This is a genomic window from Alteromonas sp. W12, from assembly GCF_001924945.1.
Lineage (GTDB): Bacteria > Pseudomonadota > Gammaproteobacteria > Enterobacterales > Alteromonadaceae > Alteromonas > Alteromonas macleodii.
Genome location: NZ_LQXH01000001.1, coordinates 489,500 through 506,220, shown reverse-complemented (window position 1 = coordinate 506,220; position 16,721 = coordinate 489,500). Strand labels below are relative to the sequence as shown.

The 16,721-nt window shown below is 43.6% G+C and carries 16 protein-coding genes; 10 read left to right on the top strand and 6 right to left on the bottom strand.

Annotated features, from left to right (window positions below):
* Positions 1-68 precede the first annotated feature (68 nt).
* A complete protein-coding gene (glnD, locus tag AWH61_RS02085; RefSeq protein ID WP_039224764.1) occupies positions 69-2,720 on the top strand; it encodes a [protein-PII] uridylyltransferase in 2,652 nt (883 codons plus the stop codon).
* Positions 2,717-3,541, top strand: coding sequence for a 2,3,4,5-tetrahydropyridine-2,6-dicarboxylate N-succinyltransferase (gene dapD / locus AWH61_RS02080; RefSeq protein ID WP_075176108.1), 825 nt, complete (start codon positions 2,717-2,719; stop codon positions 3,539-3,541). Before glnD ends, dapD begins: the two co-directional genes overlap by 4 nt.
* 130 nt (positions 3,542-3,671) lie before the next feature.
* On the opposite strand, the gene AWH61_RS02075 is transcribed toward dapD, so the two are convergent.
* The 3 genes from AWH61_RS02075 to AWH61_RS02065 form a co-directional block, all read right to left on the bottom strand.
* Positions 3,672-4,121, bottom strand: coding sequence for a flavodoxin domain-containing protein (locus AWH61_RS02075; RefSeq protein ID WP_075176107.1), 450 nt, complete (start codon positions 4,119-4,121; stop codon positions 3,672-3,674).
* 66 nt (positions 4,122-4,187) lie between these two features.
* Positions 4,188-5,027: a tRNA pseudouridine(65) synthase TruC gene (truC, locus tag AWH61_RS02070; RefSeq protein WP_075176106.1), complete on the bottom strand. Its 840-nt coding sequence runs from the start codon at positions 5,025-5,027 to the stop codon at positions 4,188-4,190.
* Positions 5,020-5,364: a YqcC family protein gene (locus AWH61_RS02065; protein WP_249922587.1), complete on the bottom strand. Its 345-nt coding sequence runs from the start codon at positions 5,362-5,364 to the stop codon at positions 5,020-5,022. Before AWH61_RS02065 ends, truC begins: the two co-directional genes overlap by 8 nt.
* Positions 5,365-5,574: 210 nt before the next feature.
* On the opposite strand from AWH61_RS02065, the gene AWH61_RS02060 reads away from it, so the two are divergent.
* Positions 5,575-6,624, top strand: coding sequence for a DUF3549 family protein (locus tag AWH61_RS02060; protein ID WP_075176105.1), 1,050 nt, complete (start codon positions 5,575-5,577; stop codon positions 6,622-6,624).
* Positions 6,625-6,927, top strand: coding sequence for a DUF3301 domain-containing protein (locus tag AWH61_RS02055; RefSeq protein ID WP_049585979.1), 303 nt, complete (start codon positions 6,625-6,627; stop codon positions 6,925-6,927).
* A gap of 996 nt (positions 6,928-7,923) precedes the next feature.
* Here AWH61_RS02055 and AWH61_RS02050 read toward each other — a convergent pair.
* Both AWH61_RS02050 and AWH61_RS02045 read right to left on the bottom strand, forming a co-directional pair.
* Positions 7,924-8,571, bottom strand: coding sequence for a GNAT family N-acetyltransferase (locus tag AWH61_RS02050; RefSeq protein WP_075176104.1), 648 nt, complete (start codon positions 8,569-8,571; stop codon positions 7,924-7,926).
* A 220-nt stretch (positions 8,572-8,791) separates the two neighbouring features.
* A complete protein-coding gene (locus AWH61_RS02045; protein ID WP_014948542.1) occupies positions 8,792-9,157 on the bottom strand; it encodes a DUF3192 domain-containing protein in 366 nt (121 codons plus the stop codon).
* A gap of 343 nt (positions 9,158-9,500) precedes the next feature.
* Here AWH61_RS02045 and AWH61_RS02040 point away from each other — a divergent pair, with 343 nt between their 5' ends.
* Positions 9,501-9,767 (top strand): hypothetical protein, encoded by a 267-nt coding sequence (locus tag AWH61_RS02040; RefSeq protein ID WP_230633697.1) that lies wholly within the window; start codon positions 9,501-9,503, stop codon positions 9,765-9,767.
* 59 nt (positions 9,768-9,826) lie between these two features.
* Here AWH61_RS02040 and syd read toward each other — a convergent pair whose 3' ends face one another.
* Positions 9,827-10,369, bottom strand: coding sequence for a SecY-interacting protein (gene syd / locus AWH61_RS02035; protein WP_075176103.1), 543 nt, complete (start codon positions 10,367-10,369; stop codon positions 9,827-9,829).
* Positions 10,370-10,514: 145 nt separating this feature from the next.
* Here syd and queF point away from each other — a divergent pair, with 145 nt between their 5' ends.
* The 5 genes from queF to AWH61_RS02010 all read left to right on the top strand — a co-directional run bounded on the left by queF (position 10,515) and on the right by AWH61_RS02010 (position 16,580).
* A complete protein-coding gene (gene queF / locus AWH61_RS02030; RefSeq protein WP_075176102.1) occupies positions 10,515-11,375 on the top strand; it encodes an NADPH-dependent 7-cyano-7-deazaguanine reductase QueF in 861 nt (286 codons plus the stop codon).
* 72 nt (positions 11,376-11,447) lie between these two features.
* Positions 11,448-13,004, top strand: a complete 1,557-nt coding sequence (locus AWH61_RS02025) for a diguanylate cyclase (RefSeq protein ID WP_075176101.1) — start codon at positions 11,448-11,450, stop codon at positions 13,002-13,004.
* An 11-nt stretch (positions 13,005-13,015) separates the two neighbouring features.
* Entirely contained in the window at positions 13,016-14,392 is a 1,377-nt protein-coding gene (gene ppnN, locus AWH61_RS02020; RefSeq protein WP_075176100.1) for a nucleotide 5'-monophosphate nucleosidase PpnN, read from the top strand.
* A 191-nt stretch (positions 14,393-14,583) separates the two neighbouring features.
* Positions 14,584-14,958, top strand: a complete 375-nt coding sequence (locus AWH61_RS02015) for a DUF3192 domain-containing protein (RefSeq protein ID WP_075176099.1) — start codon at positions 14,584-14,586, stop codon at positions 14,956-14,958.
* Between the two features lie 11 nt (positions 14,959-14,969).
* Positions 14,970-16,580: a histidine kinase gene (locus AWH61_RS02010; RefSeq protein WP_075176098.1), complete on the top strand. Its 1,611-nt coding sequence runs from the start codon at positions 14,970-14,972 to the stop codon at positions 16,578-16,580.
* Positions 16,581-16,721: the final 141 nt, after the last annotated feature.

The window sequence follows — 16,721 nt, the reverse complement described above, 5'->3', positions numbered from 1 at the left end:
TGCGAACTACTAGCAATTCATGCTATTGTTCTTAGCGTCTAAAAAGAAGTCTATTTCAAAGGTGTATTTTGACGCTGCAATCACTGATAAAGAATATCGACACAATTAGCTCTGTTGATGAAATCCCCGCCATTAAATCGTGCGTGGAAGCCAGTTATGCCTGGATAACGGAGTCCTTCGACGCTACGCCGGTTAATCAACTCGTTACCGGTCGTGCACAGTTCGTCGATGCGTTGCTTTGTCATCTTTGGCAACTTTATGGTTTAGATACCGTCGACGAATTATCGCTTTGCGCCGTTGGTGGTTACGGCCGTGGTCATCTGCAACCTCATTCAGACATCGATTTACTCATAGTTAGTAAAAAGAAGCTTAAGCCCGATGTACAAGAAAAAATTGGCATGTTCATCACCCTTTTATGGGATATCAAATTAGATGTTGGCCAGTCAGTTCGCACTATCAAAGAAACGGTCAAGCTAGCAAAAGACGATATTACGATTGCGACCAATTTAGTGGAAAGCCGATTACTTTGCGGCAGTGAAGCCACCTTTGATAAATTGTGGGATGAAGTTAACGGTCGAAACTCATGGTCGAGCAAAGCGTTTTTCTCAGCCAAGTACGACGAGCAGAAAAAACGCCACGCCAAATTCAACGGTACCGCTTATAACCTTGAACCTAACATCAAAGAAAACCCCGGGTGTTTGCGTGATATTCAATCTATTGGCTGGGTCGCCAAAAAGCATTTTAAAGAATACGACGGCTGGAATTTAGTAGGCCACGGCTACTTTACAGAACAAGAGCACAGTGAATTAATTGCTTGTCGCATGCACCTTTGGAAAATGCGTTGTGCACTACATCTGGTTGCAGGCAGAAGCGAAAACCGGCTGCTGTTTGATTACCAACCTGACGTTGCAAAAATGATGGGGTATGGTGAAGAAGGTAAATCGTCTGTCGAAAAAATGATGCGGGACTTTTTCCGCACAGTGGCGCGGGTGTCTGAACTGAATCAAATGCTGCTTCAGCGCTTCAAGTACGACATGCTGAACCAAAGCGTTCAGAAAAGCGTGATCATAAACGAAGATTTCGAGCTGCTCGATAATATGATATCGCCACGACACGAAACCGTGTTCTCCTCTCCCGAAGCAATCTTGGACTTTCTGCATTTGGTGGCCAACACGCCAGAAGTACAAGGCCTCAGTACGATTTGCATACGTCAGCTGCGCAACGCTCACCGCGCTTTTGAAGCAGAATACTATGTTGAGCGCCCGCTGTGCCGCGAAAAATTCATGCGCTTAATGAAACAGCCTGAGTTCTTTGATTTTGCATGGGACATCATGCATCAATACGGCATTTTACAAGCTTATCTTCCTGAATGGGATGCGATTGTAGGTATGATGCAGTTCGACTTGTTTCACGCCTACACGGTGGACGAACACACTCACCGATTAGTGAAGCACGTTAACTACTTTTTCTCAAAGGCAAATAAAGACTTCCCCCGCTGCGGCAGAATTTGTAGAAACCTCGATAAACCAGAAGTGCTTTACATCGCTGCTATTTTCCACGATATCGCCAAAGGTAGAAATGGCGATCATTCCACGCTAGGGGCCCAGGATGTAGCAAAGTTCTGTCAGCAACACGATGTTCCCAGTGACGATGCTGAAATGATTGCATGGCTTGTAGAAAACCACCTACTGATGTCAGTGGTAGCCCAACGCCGTGATATTTATGACCCAGACGTTATAAGCGAGTTTGCTGGCGCGGTAAGAAGCCACAATCACCTTAATTTGCTTTATACGCTCACCCTTGCCGATATTCGTGCCACCAATGACAATCTTTGGAACGACTGGAAAGCATCTTTACTTCGCGAATTATATTTAATGACGCAAAAGGCATTGGATAATGGGCTACAGTGTCAAGTAACATTGAACGAGCGAGTAACTACTCACAAACACCAAGCAAGGCAAATTTTGCAAGAGCGCGCTATTGAGCCTGTTGCTATTGATGCATTGTGGGCCCGCCTGGACGACGATTACTTTGTTCGCTTTAAGCCTACTCAAATCGCGTGGCATACTGATGAAATTATTAAAGCTCAGAATGAATGGCTTACACCAGAGCACGATGGCCTGTTAGTAAAAGCAAATGATAACAGTGCGAAAGGTGGCACTGAGGTGTTTGTTTACGGCAAAGATAGAAAAGCATTGTTTGCGCAAGTCGCGTCAGTGCTGGACAGTCGCAACTGTTCAATTCACGACGCCCACGTTACCGTGACCAGAGATGGCTATGTGTTCGATAGCATGCTTATTCTTGAAAATGACGGCAGTCGTATAAGCTCAGAGTCTCGCATTGCCTCCATTGAAAATGCTATTTCTGCCCAACTTGAAAAGCCGGGGCGTTCGCACGAAAATAAGCGTAAATTGCCTCGGCAAATGAAACAACTTGATGTGCCTACTAAGGTACGCTTTTTCAATATCAACGATGAAGCCACGCTTATTGAGTTAGAAGCCCTAGACGCTCCGGGCATTTTAGCTAAAATTGGTCACGCATTCGTTGATACTAATATGACGCTTAAGCTTGCGAAAATTGCCACCATTGGCGAGCGAGCCGAAGATATTTTTATCGTCAGCAATGAGGCTGGCAAAGCATTAACCCAAGAACAACAGGTGAACCTTAAAAAGCGTATCCTGTTCAAACTCGACCAACTTGAAGATATCACAATACCATGAATGAATTGAAAGCCATCATTGAAGACGCCTTCGAAAATCGCGATAGCATTAGCCCTTCATCTGCACCTGATGAAGTAAGAGATGCAGTAGCACAAGCTATTGACCTTTTAAACACAGGTAAAGCGCGCGTTGCAGAAAAAATTGCTGGCGAATGGGTAGTACATCAATGGCTTAAAAAAGCTGTTCTACTTTTCTTCCGTCTTCACAACAACGATGTGATTGAAGGCGCCGAAAGTAAGTTTTATGACAAAGTACCGCTTAAGTATACAAACTATACTGCTGAACAGTTTGCGGCTGACGGCGCGCGTATTGTTCCACCAGCAGCGGTACGTACGGGTACATTCGTAGGCAAGAACGCGGTTGTTATGCCTTCTTACGTAAACATTGGTGCGTTCGTTGACGAAGGTACTATGGTTGATACATGGGCGACAGTAGGCTCGTGTGCGCAAATTGGTAAGAATGTTCACCTTTCAGGTGGCGTGGGTATTGGCGGCGTATTAGAACCACTTCAGGCTAACCCCACCATTATTGAAGATAACTGCTTTATCGGTGCCCGTTCTGAAATTGTAGAAGGTGTGATTGTTGAAGAAGGTTCTGTTATTTCAATGGGCGTTTACATCGGTCAGAGCACTCGTATTTATGACCGCGAAACAGGTGAAGTTCACTATGGCCGTGTACCAGCAGGTTCAGTAGTCGTGGCGGGTAACCTGCCAAGCGCAGACGGTAATTACAGTCTTTACGCCGCAATCATCGTGAAGAAAGTAGATGCGAAGACCCGCGCGAAAGTAGGTATCAACGCGCTACTTCGCGGCGTAGAATAAGCAGTATTTCTGGCTTATCGCTAACGGCTCGGGTTAATTTCAATTAGCCGAGCCACATGCTGAAAGACTCACAAATTAAAAGAGGCGCTTATGCGCCTCTTTCTTTTCGTAATCACGACACTTCTAAGACTTAAGCCAACAGCTTATCTTTAATGGTGTTAACCCACTCTACTACGTCTTTTTCGGGCTCTAGGGTTTCAATCGCGTCAACCTCTAACATATCGGCAACTGCGTTACCTTGTAGCTCGGTCAGTAACGCTTGAAACTGTTTACCCGCACCACAGAAACTATCGCCATAGCTGCTATCGCCTAGCGCTGCTACCGCGAATGGCTTGCCGGTTAGCATAGGCGATTCGTCTTTCAGATCTGATAACACAAACTCAAGGTTTGGTGGTACATCGCCCTGCCCTGTTGTAGAGGTAATGATCAAAAGTGCGTCAGCATCAGTAAAATCTGCAACCGACGGGTCGCTTTCTAGTGAGCAATCCACGCCCTGTTCAGCTAAGTTCTCTTCCACCTGCTCAGCTACGTGTTGCGCATTGCCGTAAACTGTACCCGCAATAATTTTCAATGTTGCCATTTTTACCTCTTAAACCAATGATCGTCGCCTTTGTCGACAGGCGGAAATTCTTACTATTTTATCAACCTAAACGCAAAACGGCGCTAATTTTTCGAGCCATAGTCGCATTTCACTGTGCATCTGTGAATTAATCGTTACCCACTTTCCAGTGATAGGATGAGAAAAGCCCATTTGAGTACAACTTAAGGCCAAATTGTTAAAATTAAAGTGCTGCTTGGCGAATTTGTTTTGTTTGCCGTCCCCGTGGGTCGTGTCGCCGATAATGGGGTGACGAATATGAACCATGTGCCGACGAAGCTGATGTTTGCGACCGGTACTAGGAGAAAGCTTAACTAGCGAATATCGTGCACTTTGGTATTTGCCCACAGGCTCAGGCACTTCGAATTTTGCCACTGACTGATACATAGTTGATGCAGGTTGTGGCGGCTGCTGCGGGCGCTTATGCTTGTCTGCAATTTTGTCGTAGCGGTATTTTAGGGCGTAATCGATATACCCTGTGTGATGCACAAAACCGCGAACTATAGCGTGATACGTTTTTACTACCTGCTTGTCCATCATCTGCTGTCCAAGCTTTGCTGCAATTTCTGAGCTAAAGCTAAACACCAGCACACCTGAAGTGGGTCGGTCTAAACGATGAGCAGGATAGACGTGCTGGCCTATTTGGTCTCTAAGTGTCTGTACTGCGAAAACCGTTTCATGTCTATCAATCGGGCTTCTGTGTACTAGTAGGCCAGGCGGCTTCTCAATCGCGATGATATGTTCATCTTGGTACAGCACAGGTAAATGAAGAGCATTAACGCTATCTTCCTCACCAACGTCTACCTTTCCTATTGTTTGCTCATCTGAATGCACAGTTAATTGGCCTTTTAAATCGTTCTGCATAGTGCGTTGTGTTTGCTCACCCAATGTCTCCATTGGCAATATTATCAATAACTTGAAGCTGGGACAGAGTGCGCTGATGCGCCGATGACAGATATATTTCTGCTGCAGGCGTAATTTGCATGGGTGGTAAAGGCATTTCCTGTTTCAACAAAATGCGCATTTTGGGAATAAAAATAAAAGCCAACCAACTCTCAAACGCTAAACAGTCGACCGCAAAAGGAACTGAGCTTTCCGTGGCATTTTTTAGGTCTTGTTCCGCAGGCTCTTCATTTGGCCAAATACCATCCTGATACATGTCTGTTTCTAATTGTATCAATGCTTTACTTAATGCTATGTGATGAGTGCTATTCGTTTTAATCACATCCTCTCCGCAACTCAAAAACGCTTCTATTTCGAAGTGCGCAGTATATCAGGGGCTAAAGGTCAACATAAGTCCACGTGTCTTATCGTTGAATTTCTTCTGCTGTGATACCATTACCCGTCTTTGTCGGCGGTATCTCATCGACGTGCCCCTTTGAATAGATGTGACAGCCTGGCAAATTTTGATTAAAGCAGTATTTTGGAACGAGTTATGAGCGCTAACGGTATTAATTCTATCAGCGAGTTTTTGTTACATGCAGGCACTGAATATCAGGTTTTTGATTTAGGTCGTCGCCTTGAACCCACCGATAGTCAAACCTTTCTAGAAATAGAAAACGGCAGTGCTTACGCGCCCTACCCTCGTCAGCAGCATGCGTGGTTCGGCATCGTCTTTTGGAATAAAAATGCCTCCACGCAACACTATATTTGGTTTGTGAAACTGCCGCTTGATGAGCAAGGCTTAGTGGTTGCCGCAGCAAGAAATCATTTTCTAGAGATTATTGTTGATGCACTAGGTCAGTCTGTTGCTGAAGATACTGAAAACGCGCAAACTCTGCCTGATAATCCTTATTCGTTTGTTCCCAATCAATCGCAGCTCGCTCAATTTAACGCACTAGTTAAACGCACCCTAAACCAACCTTTAAGTGAAGAGGCGCAGAAAGTTGAGGCCTACATTCAAGCCCCACAACTGGTTGACTGGCAGCAGATATCCATGCAAAGCGTGGCCGACTTTGTACAAAGCCTAAGCCATCACCCCAAACAAGACGGATTAACAGAAGCAATTGAAACCAACATTTCACTCTACTCACAGGTTTTTCTTAACACATTGATGGAAATGAGCGAAAGCGTTTCTCTGCCTGAGAATCTATTAGCGGCGTATTTAATTGAGATAGATAAAAGTGACGACATCAATTTAGCGGCGTTAAGAGGCACGTCAGAGGGTACCTTTAACCCGACCATTAACAACAAACTACTCGAACTATTAAAAAGCGAAAAGTCGCAGAGACTTGATATTCTGAGCGTTATTGCAGCACGCCATTTCGAGCAAATGGAACCACTCCTGCTTAGTGCCTTCTTAGAGCAGGCGGCAAACGTTGATGAAAAAGAGGGTCATAAGGGCGCCTTATTCGCAGGGTTCTTTTCAGATTTAGTACAAGTCCCGAAGTTACGCAGACAAGTGCTAACACTTCTGCATTCCAAAGCCAACCCTCAGATTCTCAGTAATGCATTTCAACAATTGTTTGCACAAGCGAGAAAGTAAATGACGTTACTTGAGTTAGTGGTGTGGATGGTTATTGGGTTTACTGGCTACCAGTTTTGGCGCATTCGAGCCATTTCTGAGCAAACAAACACTTACCTTAAGCAATACTGCGATAAACACGGTTTACAATTGCTGAGTGTGGCGAGAGCTAAAACACGATTTTCATTCAAATATGGAAAGCCTGACTGGCACAGTGTATTCAACTTTGAGTTCTCGAGTAATGGTGAGGACCGATATACTGGGGAAGTTGAATTAATAGGTGTAAGGGTTATGCGAACAGAGGTACCGCCGCATAGGGTTTAAGCTTCTATGTCGAAGAGCGTGAGCGGTTCTTAATTCACCATTCAGGTCAGGTTTTACATAACAAATGCATACGGATTGGTAATAAACAACGCAAAAAAAAGGGGAACCTAGCGGCTCCCCTTTTTCCTGGAATTTTGAGTATCCTTCTCCGCGATCCTTTGCGACTAAAATCTTCCCGATTAAAATCCGTATACGCCCCTTTCCATCTACTCTCGCGCCTTCCTGTGCGAGCTACACATCCATGCGTAGGTCCCTTTCCTTTTATCCTAATTTACTGTACATCCTTCATACAGTGTTCCTCTTCCTGAGGCTGTCCTTGTCAGACTCCGCTGACGTTCCCTTCCCTCATTCCATTATTTGCTGTACATCCTGCTACAGCTTTGCCAATCCCTTAGCATGTCCTTCTTTCGTCCTTGGTTTGCTCGTCCATGCAAACTAGAAATTCCTTAATGGCTATCCTGCCGTTGGCTTCTTGCCTCTAGCTCCTTGCTAGCTCTCGTCCATTTTTCCCTGCTACATCCTGTATGCGAAGTCCTTTCACATTTTACGTCCCTGAATCCCTTTATATCCTTTAAAATCCGTTTCTAACATCCTGTTAATGCAGTGTCCTATCTGCTTTCCTTTCCCTTTCCCCACTGCCTTGTGGGAGTCTCATCCTTAAGTTGTCCTAACTTATTCCGTTGATGATCCTTGACTCAATCCGTGACTCGTCGTGTTTCCTTGTGACATGTTCATAGTATCCCTTCCAATTATTACCGCCATATTGAATTACAGAGATTTAAGAAAGATTCTTGTACGACTTTTGACTAATTTTTAAAAACTTCAATATAATCAATAGCTTTATACTTTAGTATAAATTAATCTTTCATCATTTAGGTAAGATCACTCACAGCGTTTGTAGGAAATGTCTTACAAACGCTGTAGTAAATTTGGTGTAAAGATTGGAACTGCAACAGGTGAGGTTTTGGTAGGAGTATCACATCGAATAAAAAAGCATCATTTTAGCCTGAACATTACCTCACCGTTCACATGAGAAAGGCCTAGTTGTCCTACAACCTGATAATTGTCATCGTTAAAGAAAGCGCGATGTTTTTCTATGGTCACGAACACCGAAACACCCTCACTTTTTTCATCTTCCTCTACCACGCTATCAATAGCGCCAAGTAAAATATGCCCAAGCCCATGATGTTGATAATCTGGATGTACTGCGATGAAACTCAGCATGTGGAAGTTATCGGCGGGAACTAATGCTCGCACTTTTTCTTCTTTCTCTAGCATTTGCTTTGTACCGAACAAACCTGCCGTTAAAAGCATCCGCAGTCTCCAGTGCCAGTAACGTCCTGAACCAAATGCTGCATCGGGCGCGGTCAAGCATGCAACGGCAATAAGCCGCTCATCATCGAACAGGCCAATCATCGGCTGCTCTGCAACCCAAAATGCATTGAGCTCTTCACGGATAGCTGACCGTAGACGGCTTTCATAACCTTCTTTTTCTGCTTGGAAAATGTCAATGAACAATGGGTCATCTACATACGCATTGTAAAGAATAGAGGCGGCAACTTTGAGATCATCTACAGATAAATAGATGGCTTTGACCGTGTCTTGCAAGGGGGCTATTGCATTATTAATAGCATCAGTATTCATCAGGGGCTCCTTGTACGCAAAGTTATACAGCTGCTTTTACCCATTTAAATAAAATGGGAGAAGTGGACACTACCGCACAACTTTTATCATTGCGCCAACCACCCACTTAAACTGATTAAACTTTAGCCTACGCGAAAAACCCCTGCATGTTAACTTTTTATTAACATTTAAAGATAGTAAGTAATGCCTACTTTCGTAATCAATTACCAACTGACGATTATTAGTGCATTAAGCTATAAGCACTGTCACCCCAGCCAACTAAGTTTCCATTTCTGAAAACCAACGGCGTACACTCGTCTTTTGTGGTGATACCATCGCCCATCGTTTTTTGAGTTCGGTAGTAAAGTACGCGATATGTGCCGTCTTGCTTTTCGAACAGTTCGTTGAAATCCGCAACGCCCATTTTTCTCAATACACTTTCGTAAGTTGTCCCTGTTTCAAGATTCGCGATGTGTTTACGATTGTTAAACTCTCTGTCTTCCCAATCAGCACCATAGTGACTATCTGAACCGCCACCTACTGATACGACACAACCTGAAAGCAAAACTGAAGATGCCAAAGCTACTGAAAGAAGAACCGTTTTCATGTGAATTCCTTAATTATGTGTGTTGTTTTTATTCGATACTACGCCTACTTTGTGAACCGACACTGAATAGACATAGATACGCTAACGTAAGAACCACTGCGTTTATGCGTGATAATGTAAGTTATGATTGGTAAACAAGATTAAGGCCAAAAATTAAATCATTGATTTTTATAATAATCTTAATAACACCATTCTACGAAGACTTTGAAAAATAGTGAAATCAGTAACTTATTAGTGAAATTGACTACGTAGACAGGCTACACTGCTAATATTCATGACTTTCAACCATTTTCGTATTATGAGTAACGCTAACCTGCAGCAACTTCACGTTTTGTGCCTTCAAATGCATAAAGAAGGAAAAACACCGTCCGTAGGCATTTTACGTGCAAAAGCTCCCTTTAAGGTATCGGTAACCGAAGCTATTGAAGCGATTAAGCGATTTAACGCACACAAACCTAAGTTAGAGGTATCTAAGGACGAAAACGTAGCACAACATAATCCTGTCGCCACAACTGATGAACTAGGCAATTTGCATGCACGGGTAGAGTCATTAGAAAAAGAAGTGGCGGAGTTAAAGCGGACGCTACATCAAATTATTAACGCCCAATAGCTTTTAGTCTTGCAGGCCGGTAATTTTAGGTCTGATTGACGTCAGTCAACGCATTAACGTTATATAGCAGGTGTAAGCTGCTCAATAAACACCGCAAGAGATGGCGCAAGAATTTTGGCAGGCTCTCTGCCAACCTGCTCGAGTGCCACTTCGCCACTTTCGTTGACAACGGTTAAAATAAAATCTTCTTCGTCAGTTAAACCAAAAAACAATGTTGGCGCTTGCCTAAGTCTTTGCTTCATCAACAAATGCCCAATCAAGTTTTGCTGTAATCTTTCAAAATCTTCGGTATTGAAAACTTGAAGCAATTCACAGCGACCTTGCGGGGCGTTAGCCTTTAAATTATCGCTGTAGTAACGAGTAAAATACTCGCAGTAGTCAGGATTTAGCTTTAGCGATAATGCCTCTTCAACATTACTGAAAGACTGCACAGGCGATTGAAGCGTAGGAGACCATCTTACAAGTTCACCGTCTTGCGCCGACGTCTCATAGCACGGCGAGGGCCACTCGCTATCAAATGCTATCTTGAGTCCCTCGGCCTCGGCCTGTTCGACATAAGATGATACAAATTTATCTAATTGTGCTGAAATTGTTAGAGCCATTATGACGTTACCTGCGTATTTTTGGGGTACACTATACAACTAAACAGTTAAGTCAATACTAGGGTTAATTCTACTGCGCCGTAAGACTGTGTGCCGCTGTGCAGTTCAACAATTTAAATCCCGCGTAGATACATAAAAGGTTCTTATGTCGACGGACAACTCACCTCAAAAAATTACTATCTCTGTACCTGATGACCTCTCTTTGGGTAAACAGGTTGACTATGAATTTGAATACAATCCTGGCTTGTTGCAAGGCGTGCCGCGCAGTTTAAGTCGTGATACGTTAAACTTGGCTGGCTCAGGTTTACCTTTTGATGGTATCGACACTTGGACAGGATACGAACTTTCTTGGCTAAATTTAAAGGGTAAACCTAATGTGGCAATTTTAGAATGCCACGTTCCTATTACCTCAAAGAACCTAATCGAATCAAAGTCATTTAAGCTATATTTGAATAGCTTCAACCAAACAAAATTCGCTTCAGCAGAGGACGTACGACAAGTGCTTCAAGCGGATTTGTCAGCGTGCGCAGGAGAGCCTGTCGAGGTAAAGCTAATTCTTCCAGAGCAGTTTTCTTCGCTACAATTCCAAGAATTTAACGGAACCTTGTTAGATAGTCTGGATGTAGAAATCGATCAATATTCCCCTAATACTCAATATTTGACTGTTGCGAAAAATGAAACAGGAATTCAAGAGACCCTTGTTTCTCATTTACTTAAATCTAATTGTTTAATCACAAGTCAGCCAGATTGGGCTAGTATTCAAATAAGGTATGAAGGAAAAGCTATTGAACACGAAGGGCTTTTGAAATATCTAATTAGCTTTAGGCAACACAACGAGTTTCATGAGCAATGCGTTGAGCGCATTTACAACGACATTATGCAGCATTGTCAGCCAGATAAGTTAACCGTTTGTGCGCGTTACACACGACGAGGGGGTTTAGATATCAACCCTTTCCGTTCAAATTACGAAGCGCCTTATGCTAATCATCGTCAAGCACGTCAGTAATATAACGGTGAAGTACCTACCAACGCTACCTAAGCCGCGGCAGTAATAGCGAATTAGAACAAAGACGAGATTATGGAAGCAAAACAACTACAAACCCTAAAACAAAATAACGCGCTTCTTTGTCAGTTTATTGTGAAACTCTCAGCATTTTATGAGGGCTTCTCGGATAAGATCGATACTGAACTTAAGGTGTTACGAGGCCACCTTTCTGGCACACCTAATTTTAGTCTTGCCGCTGTGAGCATAGAGAAACTCAACAAATCACTTCAGCATCAAGAAATAACGCTTAGAAAATACAGTGTTGATACTGTTTCATCGCTAGAAGATGCAATGAAACAACTACAGAAAATTGTATTTGAAGATACTGAATTAAAAGGGTTAACCACGCAGGAATTGATTAAGCTTAATCAACCTGTAGGTGATATCTTCAGTATTTACAAACTCTATTCAAAAGCCATTGCGCTTCACCGCATTGCGCTCAACAAGGAAATGGTTGGACTTGAGCCATCTGAAACCACAGAAACTAAGTCCACTAACAATGAAAGCACATCGGCTCGTTCGATTAAAGATGATAACCCTCACTACCGTTCTATTTTGGTTGAGCTTAATCACCTTATTGCTTCTTATGCACAAAAAAAACCTAACGATCAGCAACTCAATGATATAAAGCAACGTCTTGATGAAGGCATGGATGAAGACCAGCTGCTTAAAAGCTGCGTTGTAATTTTGCGCATGATCGTTCAAGACGCTATGTCAGAGGCGAGCTTAACAGGAAAAGTGATTCAGAGTCTGCACCGTTCATTAGGTGAAGTGAGTAGTGACGTCAGCAATACGATCCAAGGCAGCCAAGCCCAGTTCGAGCAGCGCCGAGCTGGTAATGAGCAACTTAAACGTGACATTATTCACATCGAAGAAGCCGTATCGGAAAGCAGTTCTCTAGAAGCACTTAAAGAGCAGACACAGTTTCGCGTAGAAAAGCTTGTGACTACGTTAAGCGAGCAACAAAGCAACGATCAGCAAGGTCAAGAAGCGCTAATGGCACTGCTCTCCTCTATGCAATCGCGAATAGATACACTTCAGCAGCAAACCAGCGTCTATAAAAAGAAGCTGGCCGAACAAGCAATGCAAAGCCGCACCGACCCGCTCACTCGGCTTCCAAACAGGCAGGCGTATAATGAGAGACTGGAAGCGGCTTTCATTAAATTTAAAGAAAATGGTGACTTGCTTGCGGTCGCCGTTGTGGATATTGATCATTTTAAGTCAATCAACGATAGATTCGGGCACGCAGCAGGCGATAAAACCCTTCAGGTAGTGAGTAAATTCTTAAAACAAAGCTTGTCCGAAAATGATTTTATTGCCAGGTGGGGAGGAGAAGAGTTTGTAATGCTACTGCCTCAGGCGCAGATGGCAGATATAGATAAAAAGCTTAATGAAGTTAGAACTAAACTTGCTGCAATGCCGTTTAAATTCAAGCAAGAAAAAGTAAAAATCACCGCATCTTTTGGCGCAACCTGTTTCAATGACAATGATACTACCGAAACTGTGTTTGAACGCGCCGATGAGTACCTCTATAAAGCAAAACGAAACGGCCGCAACCTCGTAGTCACTGATTTAAGCACTGACTTATAGGAAGTAAAAATATGAAGAAAGTGCAGCTTAACCCTGTTGGCTGGATGAGCCAGCTATCACAAGTAGAAGTTTCTCGTCTTCAAGACGCCACCAACAGCGAGCTCTTTGCTATGTTCAGAAACTGTTGCCTTGCAGTATTGAACAGCGGCGTTGACGAAGACAATTTCGAAGCACTTTTTGCTCCTTATGAAAATTTTGAAATAAAACTCATTCGTCGTGAACGGGGCGTAAAAATAGAACTCGTGAACCCTCCTGAGGTGGCTTTCGTTGACGAAAAACTCGTTCGTGGTGTGCACGAACATCTATTTGCGGTCCTTCGCGACCTGCTTTATATGGGCAACAAGTACGCATTTCTTCACCAAACCGCACCGGCTGAAGGTAACGATATCACAGACATGGTGTTTGACATGCTACGCCACGCTAAAGCGCTTGAAGGGAACGATGGCGTAAACACAATTGTCTGCTGGGGCGGCCATTCCATTAATCAATTTGAGTACAAATACACGAAAGAAGTGGGCTATCAGCTCGGCTTGCGCGACATGAATATTTGCACAGGATGTGGGCCTGGAGCGATGAAGGGTCCAATGAAGGGCGCCACCATCGGCCATGCAAAGCAACGCCACAAGACAGGCCGTTACATTGGCATCTCTGAGCCGAGTATTATTGCCGCCGAGCCGCCCAACGCCATTGTCAATGAGCTCATTATCATGCCTGATATTGAAAAGCGTTTAGAAGCGTTTGTTAGACTCGGACATGGCATTATCGTGTTTCCAGGCGGTGTAGGCACTGCCGAAGAATTACTTTATCTGCTTGGCATTTTGATGAATGAACGCAATGCGCAGCAACCTTTTCCTTTCATTCTAACAGGGCCAGCTGGTAGCGAAGAATACTTTGAAGCCATAGACGCCTTTGTTGGTGCAACACTGGGTCCAGAAGCACAGTCAAAATATCAAATCATTGTGGATGACCCAGAAGAAGTAGCACGCACCATGAATAAACACCTTGAAAAAGTGAAGAAGTTCAGAGGTGCGATGGGTGACGCATTCAGCTTTAATTGGTCATTAAAAATTGAACAAGACTTTCAACAGCCCTTTATTCCAACGCATGAGAGTATGGCCGACCTTCAACTGCACTTAGATCAAAGTAAAAGTGATCTAGCGGCCAATTTGCGCAAAGCGTTTTCAGGCATTGTTGCGGGTAACGTAAAAGCAGAAGGCATTGCTCAGATCAAAAAACATGGTCCGTTTGAGCTCACCGGTGATAGTACACTGATGGAGAAGGTTGATACACTACTCGAGTCGTTTGTAAAACAGCATAGAATGAAGCTGCCTGGTAGCGCGTACGAACCATGTTACGTTGTAAAGAACGATAAGAGAAACAGCGAATAACACGAGACCGTGGCAAGACGCATTTGCTTACGTTTACTACTTATGTTTAGTAGTCGTTTTGCGGTACACTATTAGAGAGTATTGTTTAACGAATGAATGTAGTGCACATTTAGCCTATGCTCGGCTCCCGAACAATGTCGGGCTTTGGCTTGCAGTAGCATTCAAGTAAAGAAAAACGAGAAGTAACGGTCATGAATACCAAGGTTATTCGTCTAATTTTAGCTGGCATCGCCCTTTATGCGGTGTTTGTTTTTATGGTTATCGCGTTCTATCCCGATAAGCCTGAGAATATGGATTGGAAAGACCGTGAAGAGTATAACCGTGTCCAAATAACCAAGTTAAAGTTAGGCAGTACAAGAGAAGAAGTTTTGGCGTTACTAGGCTCACCTGACATTACAGAAGCCAAGCGGCAGGGTTCCACAGCTATTCAAGTTATGTTTTTTAGGACACAACATGTGCGCGCTGACGGCTTAACCACGCAAGATGAATGTACACCGTTGCTTTTTGAAAACGACAAACTTATTGCATGGGGTGAAGGGGCTTACTCCAGTTACCAAAAAAGTTAGAAGGATGGGGAGTGAGCGACATCATTTCCACGCTTAAACGCCTGGTTCAGTTAGGTAACACTGAACTTTCTGTCGAGCAGCGTATAAACCATTGGTTGAAAATCGCTAAACGGATCCTGACCTTAGTAAACGCCAATCCAGCGCTTGCTGCAGCAACGTTACACATCGATAATGACCTTCCCAAAGATACTCAACATCTTTTATTATTGGCGGTGTTTGGCAAGCTTTGCCGATTAAACGACCACTATTTACAACATGTGCTTGCGTCTTTACTCGCATCCCTCTGGCTTTCAAGTAAAGGAACACCAAGCGACCAAACGGCCAATATCATTCGCTTTTTGCGTAAACACAATCTCTCGATTTGGCTGGATATCATTAAACTTCAAAAAGCGTTTCGGTCAGACAAGCCAATTAACTACGTTGCAGACATTCGGCTTAATATGGTTCAAAGGCTTTGTCTCCTAGCAAATGTTTTCGCTACTAAAACAAAAAAAGCAGATTATCGTGAGGTTTTCACTCAGATTGTTTTACGCCTTCCAGCACATCATCGTCACCCTATTGCACCACTTATCAACCTATTTAATGGTGTGCTACCTGGCGCAAAGGTTTACGCAAACGGCGTACCGGGCGCGCTAGTCGACATTCAGCAAAATCACGGCTACGTATTTATGCTTAGCCAAGGCGATGAAGATGGAAAGTGGCTTCCTCTATCGTCAATACGCTCTCCCATTTCACTATCAATGCCGTTTGAGCACTTTGTTGCTCTTTACACTGATACCGCCACTGCGAGAGCAAATCATGGCGGCACACCATTTTTACCTTCTACATTCGCAATTCAGCAACCACCTAAAGCTCTTATAACTATTATCGATGAGCTGCAAAAGCGCGATGTAGATATTGAACAACTTTGCGAAAAAATTGAAAGCGTGCCCACGTTTAATCACTTTTTGATGCACACTGCAAGTCAGGACAACCGGCTTCAGCTTCCGGTTAAAAGCATTAAACAGGCGGTTTTGACCTACGGCATTGAACGTGTGGGTGACATGCTTATTCAATTTGCGCTGTTAGAACGGCTAACGCAAAACCAATTTCCACTGATGGGCATGTGCAAGCAATTAACTTTATTGGCTTGTTCATTTGCAAGCTATTTCGCACAACTCGCCGATTCGAAATTTTCGCCGCAATCTGCCGCACTGACGATGACCTTTGTTTGTACTCCCTTGTTCACGCTACCAGGGTTTAAAGTGTCACGAGCATTACCCGTCGACCTCACCAAAGCTGTGTCCATTAATAGCGCATTCAAGGTCAAATCTGACACGCCTTGGCTAGCAATCGCTTCTGAACTTGCTGGAAGTTGGCATCAAAGCTCGACGTGGCGTGCCGTTATACACCAATGCAGTAAAGTAAGTACGGACGTTCCTAAATCACTTCAAAAGGAACAAGCAATTCTGGTGTTGAGCTTCGCAACCGCCAAAGCATGCTTATTTGATCAGGATATTTATTCATTACTTCAGGATATCAATATCAAAACACTTTTAAATATCCTAGGTATTCGACGAGATGATGTGGTAAACGCACTAGACGCTAATGGGTCACTATTGTTCTGTCCGCTCGCGCAGTAACGTCATTTACTCCTAAACATCGTACTCGGCTATTTAATTAATCTTTACGAATGGCTATAACTTGCGCCAGGTATCGTATAAAATACGGCAACTTTTGCAGTGCTTAACCCTTTTTCCCTACATTTTCCATTATAATAAGTA

What these genes read in the sequence shown, in the direction of transcription:
- AWH61_RS02015 (WP_075176099.1), top strand. Translation starts at nt 14,584, where the DNA reads ATGAATACCAAGGTTATTCGTCTAATTTTAGCTGGCATCGCCCTTTAT.
- dapD (WP_075176108.1), top strand. Translation starts at nt 2,717, where the DNA reads ATGAATGAATTGAAAGCCATCATTGAAGACGCCTTCGAAAATCGCGAT.
- AWH61_RS02040 (WP_230633697.1), top strand. Translation starts at nt 9,501, where the DNA reads ATGCATAAAGAAGGAAAAACACCGTCCGTAGGCATTTTACGTGCAAAA.
- syd (WP_075176103.1), bottom strand. Translation starts at nt 10,369, where the DNA reads ATGGCTCTAACAATTTCAGCACAATTAGATAAATTTGTATCATCTTAT.
- AWH61_RS02055 (WP_049585979.1), top strand. Translation starts at nt 6,625, where the DNA reads ATGACGTTACTTGAGTTAGTGGTGTGGATGGTTATTGGGTTTACTGGC.
- AWH61_RS02075 (WP_075176107.1), bottom strand. Translation starts at nt 4,121, where the DNA reads ATGGCAACATTGAAAATTATTGCGGGTACAGTTTACGGCAATGCGCAA.
- AWH61_RS02045 (WP_014948542.1), bottom strand. Translation starts at nt 9,157, where the DNA reads ATGAAAACGGTTCTTCTTTCAGTAGCTTTGGCATCTTCAGTTTTGCTT.
- AWH61_RS02050 (WP_075176104.1), bottom strand. Translation starts at nt 8,571, where the DNA reads ATGAATACTGATGCTATTAATAATGCAATAGCCCCCTTGCAAGACACG.
- ppnN (WP_075176100.1), top strand. Translation starts at nt 13,016, where the DNA reads ATGAAGAAAGTGCAGCTTAACCCTGTTGGCTGGATGAGCCAGCTATCA.
- AWH61_RS02025 (WP_075176101.1), top strand. Translation starts at nt 11,448, where the DNA reads ATGGAAGCAAAACAACTACAAACCCTAAAACAAAATAACGCGCTTCTT.
- AWH61_RS02060 (WP_075176105.1), top strand. Translation starts at nt 5,575, where the DNA reads ATGAGCGCTAACGGTATTAATTCTATCAGCGAGTTTTTGTTACATGCA.
- queF (WP_075176102.1), top strand. Translation starts at nt 10,515, where the DNA reads ATGTCGACGGACAACTCACCTCAAAAAATTACTATCTCTGTACCTGAT.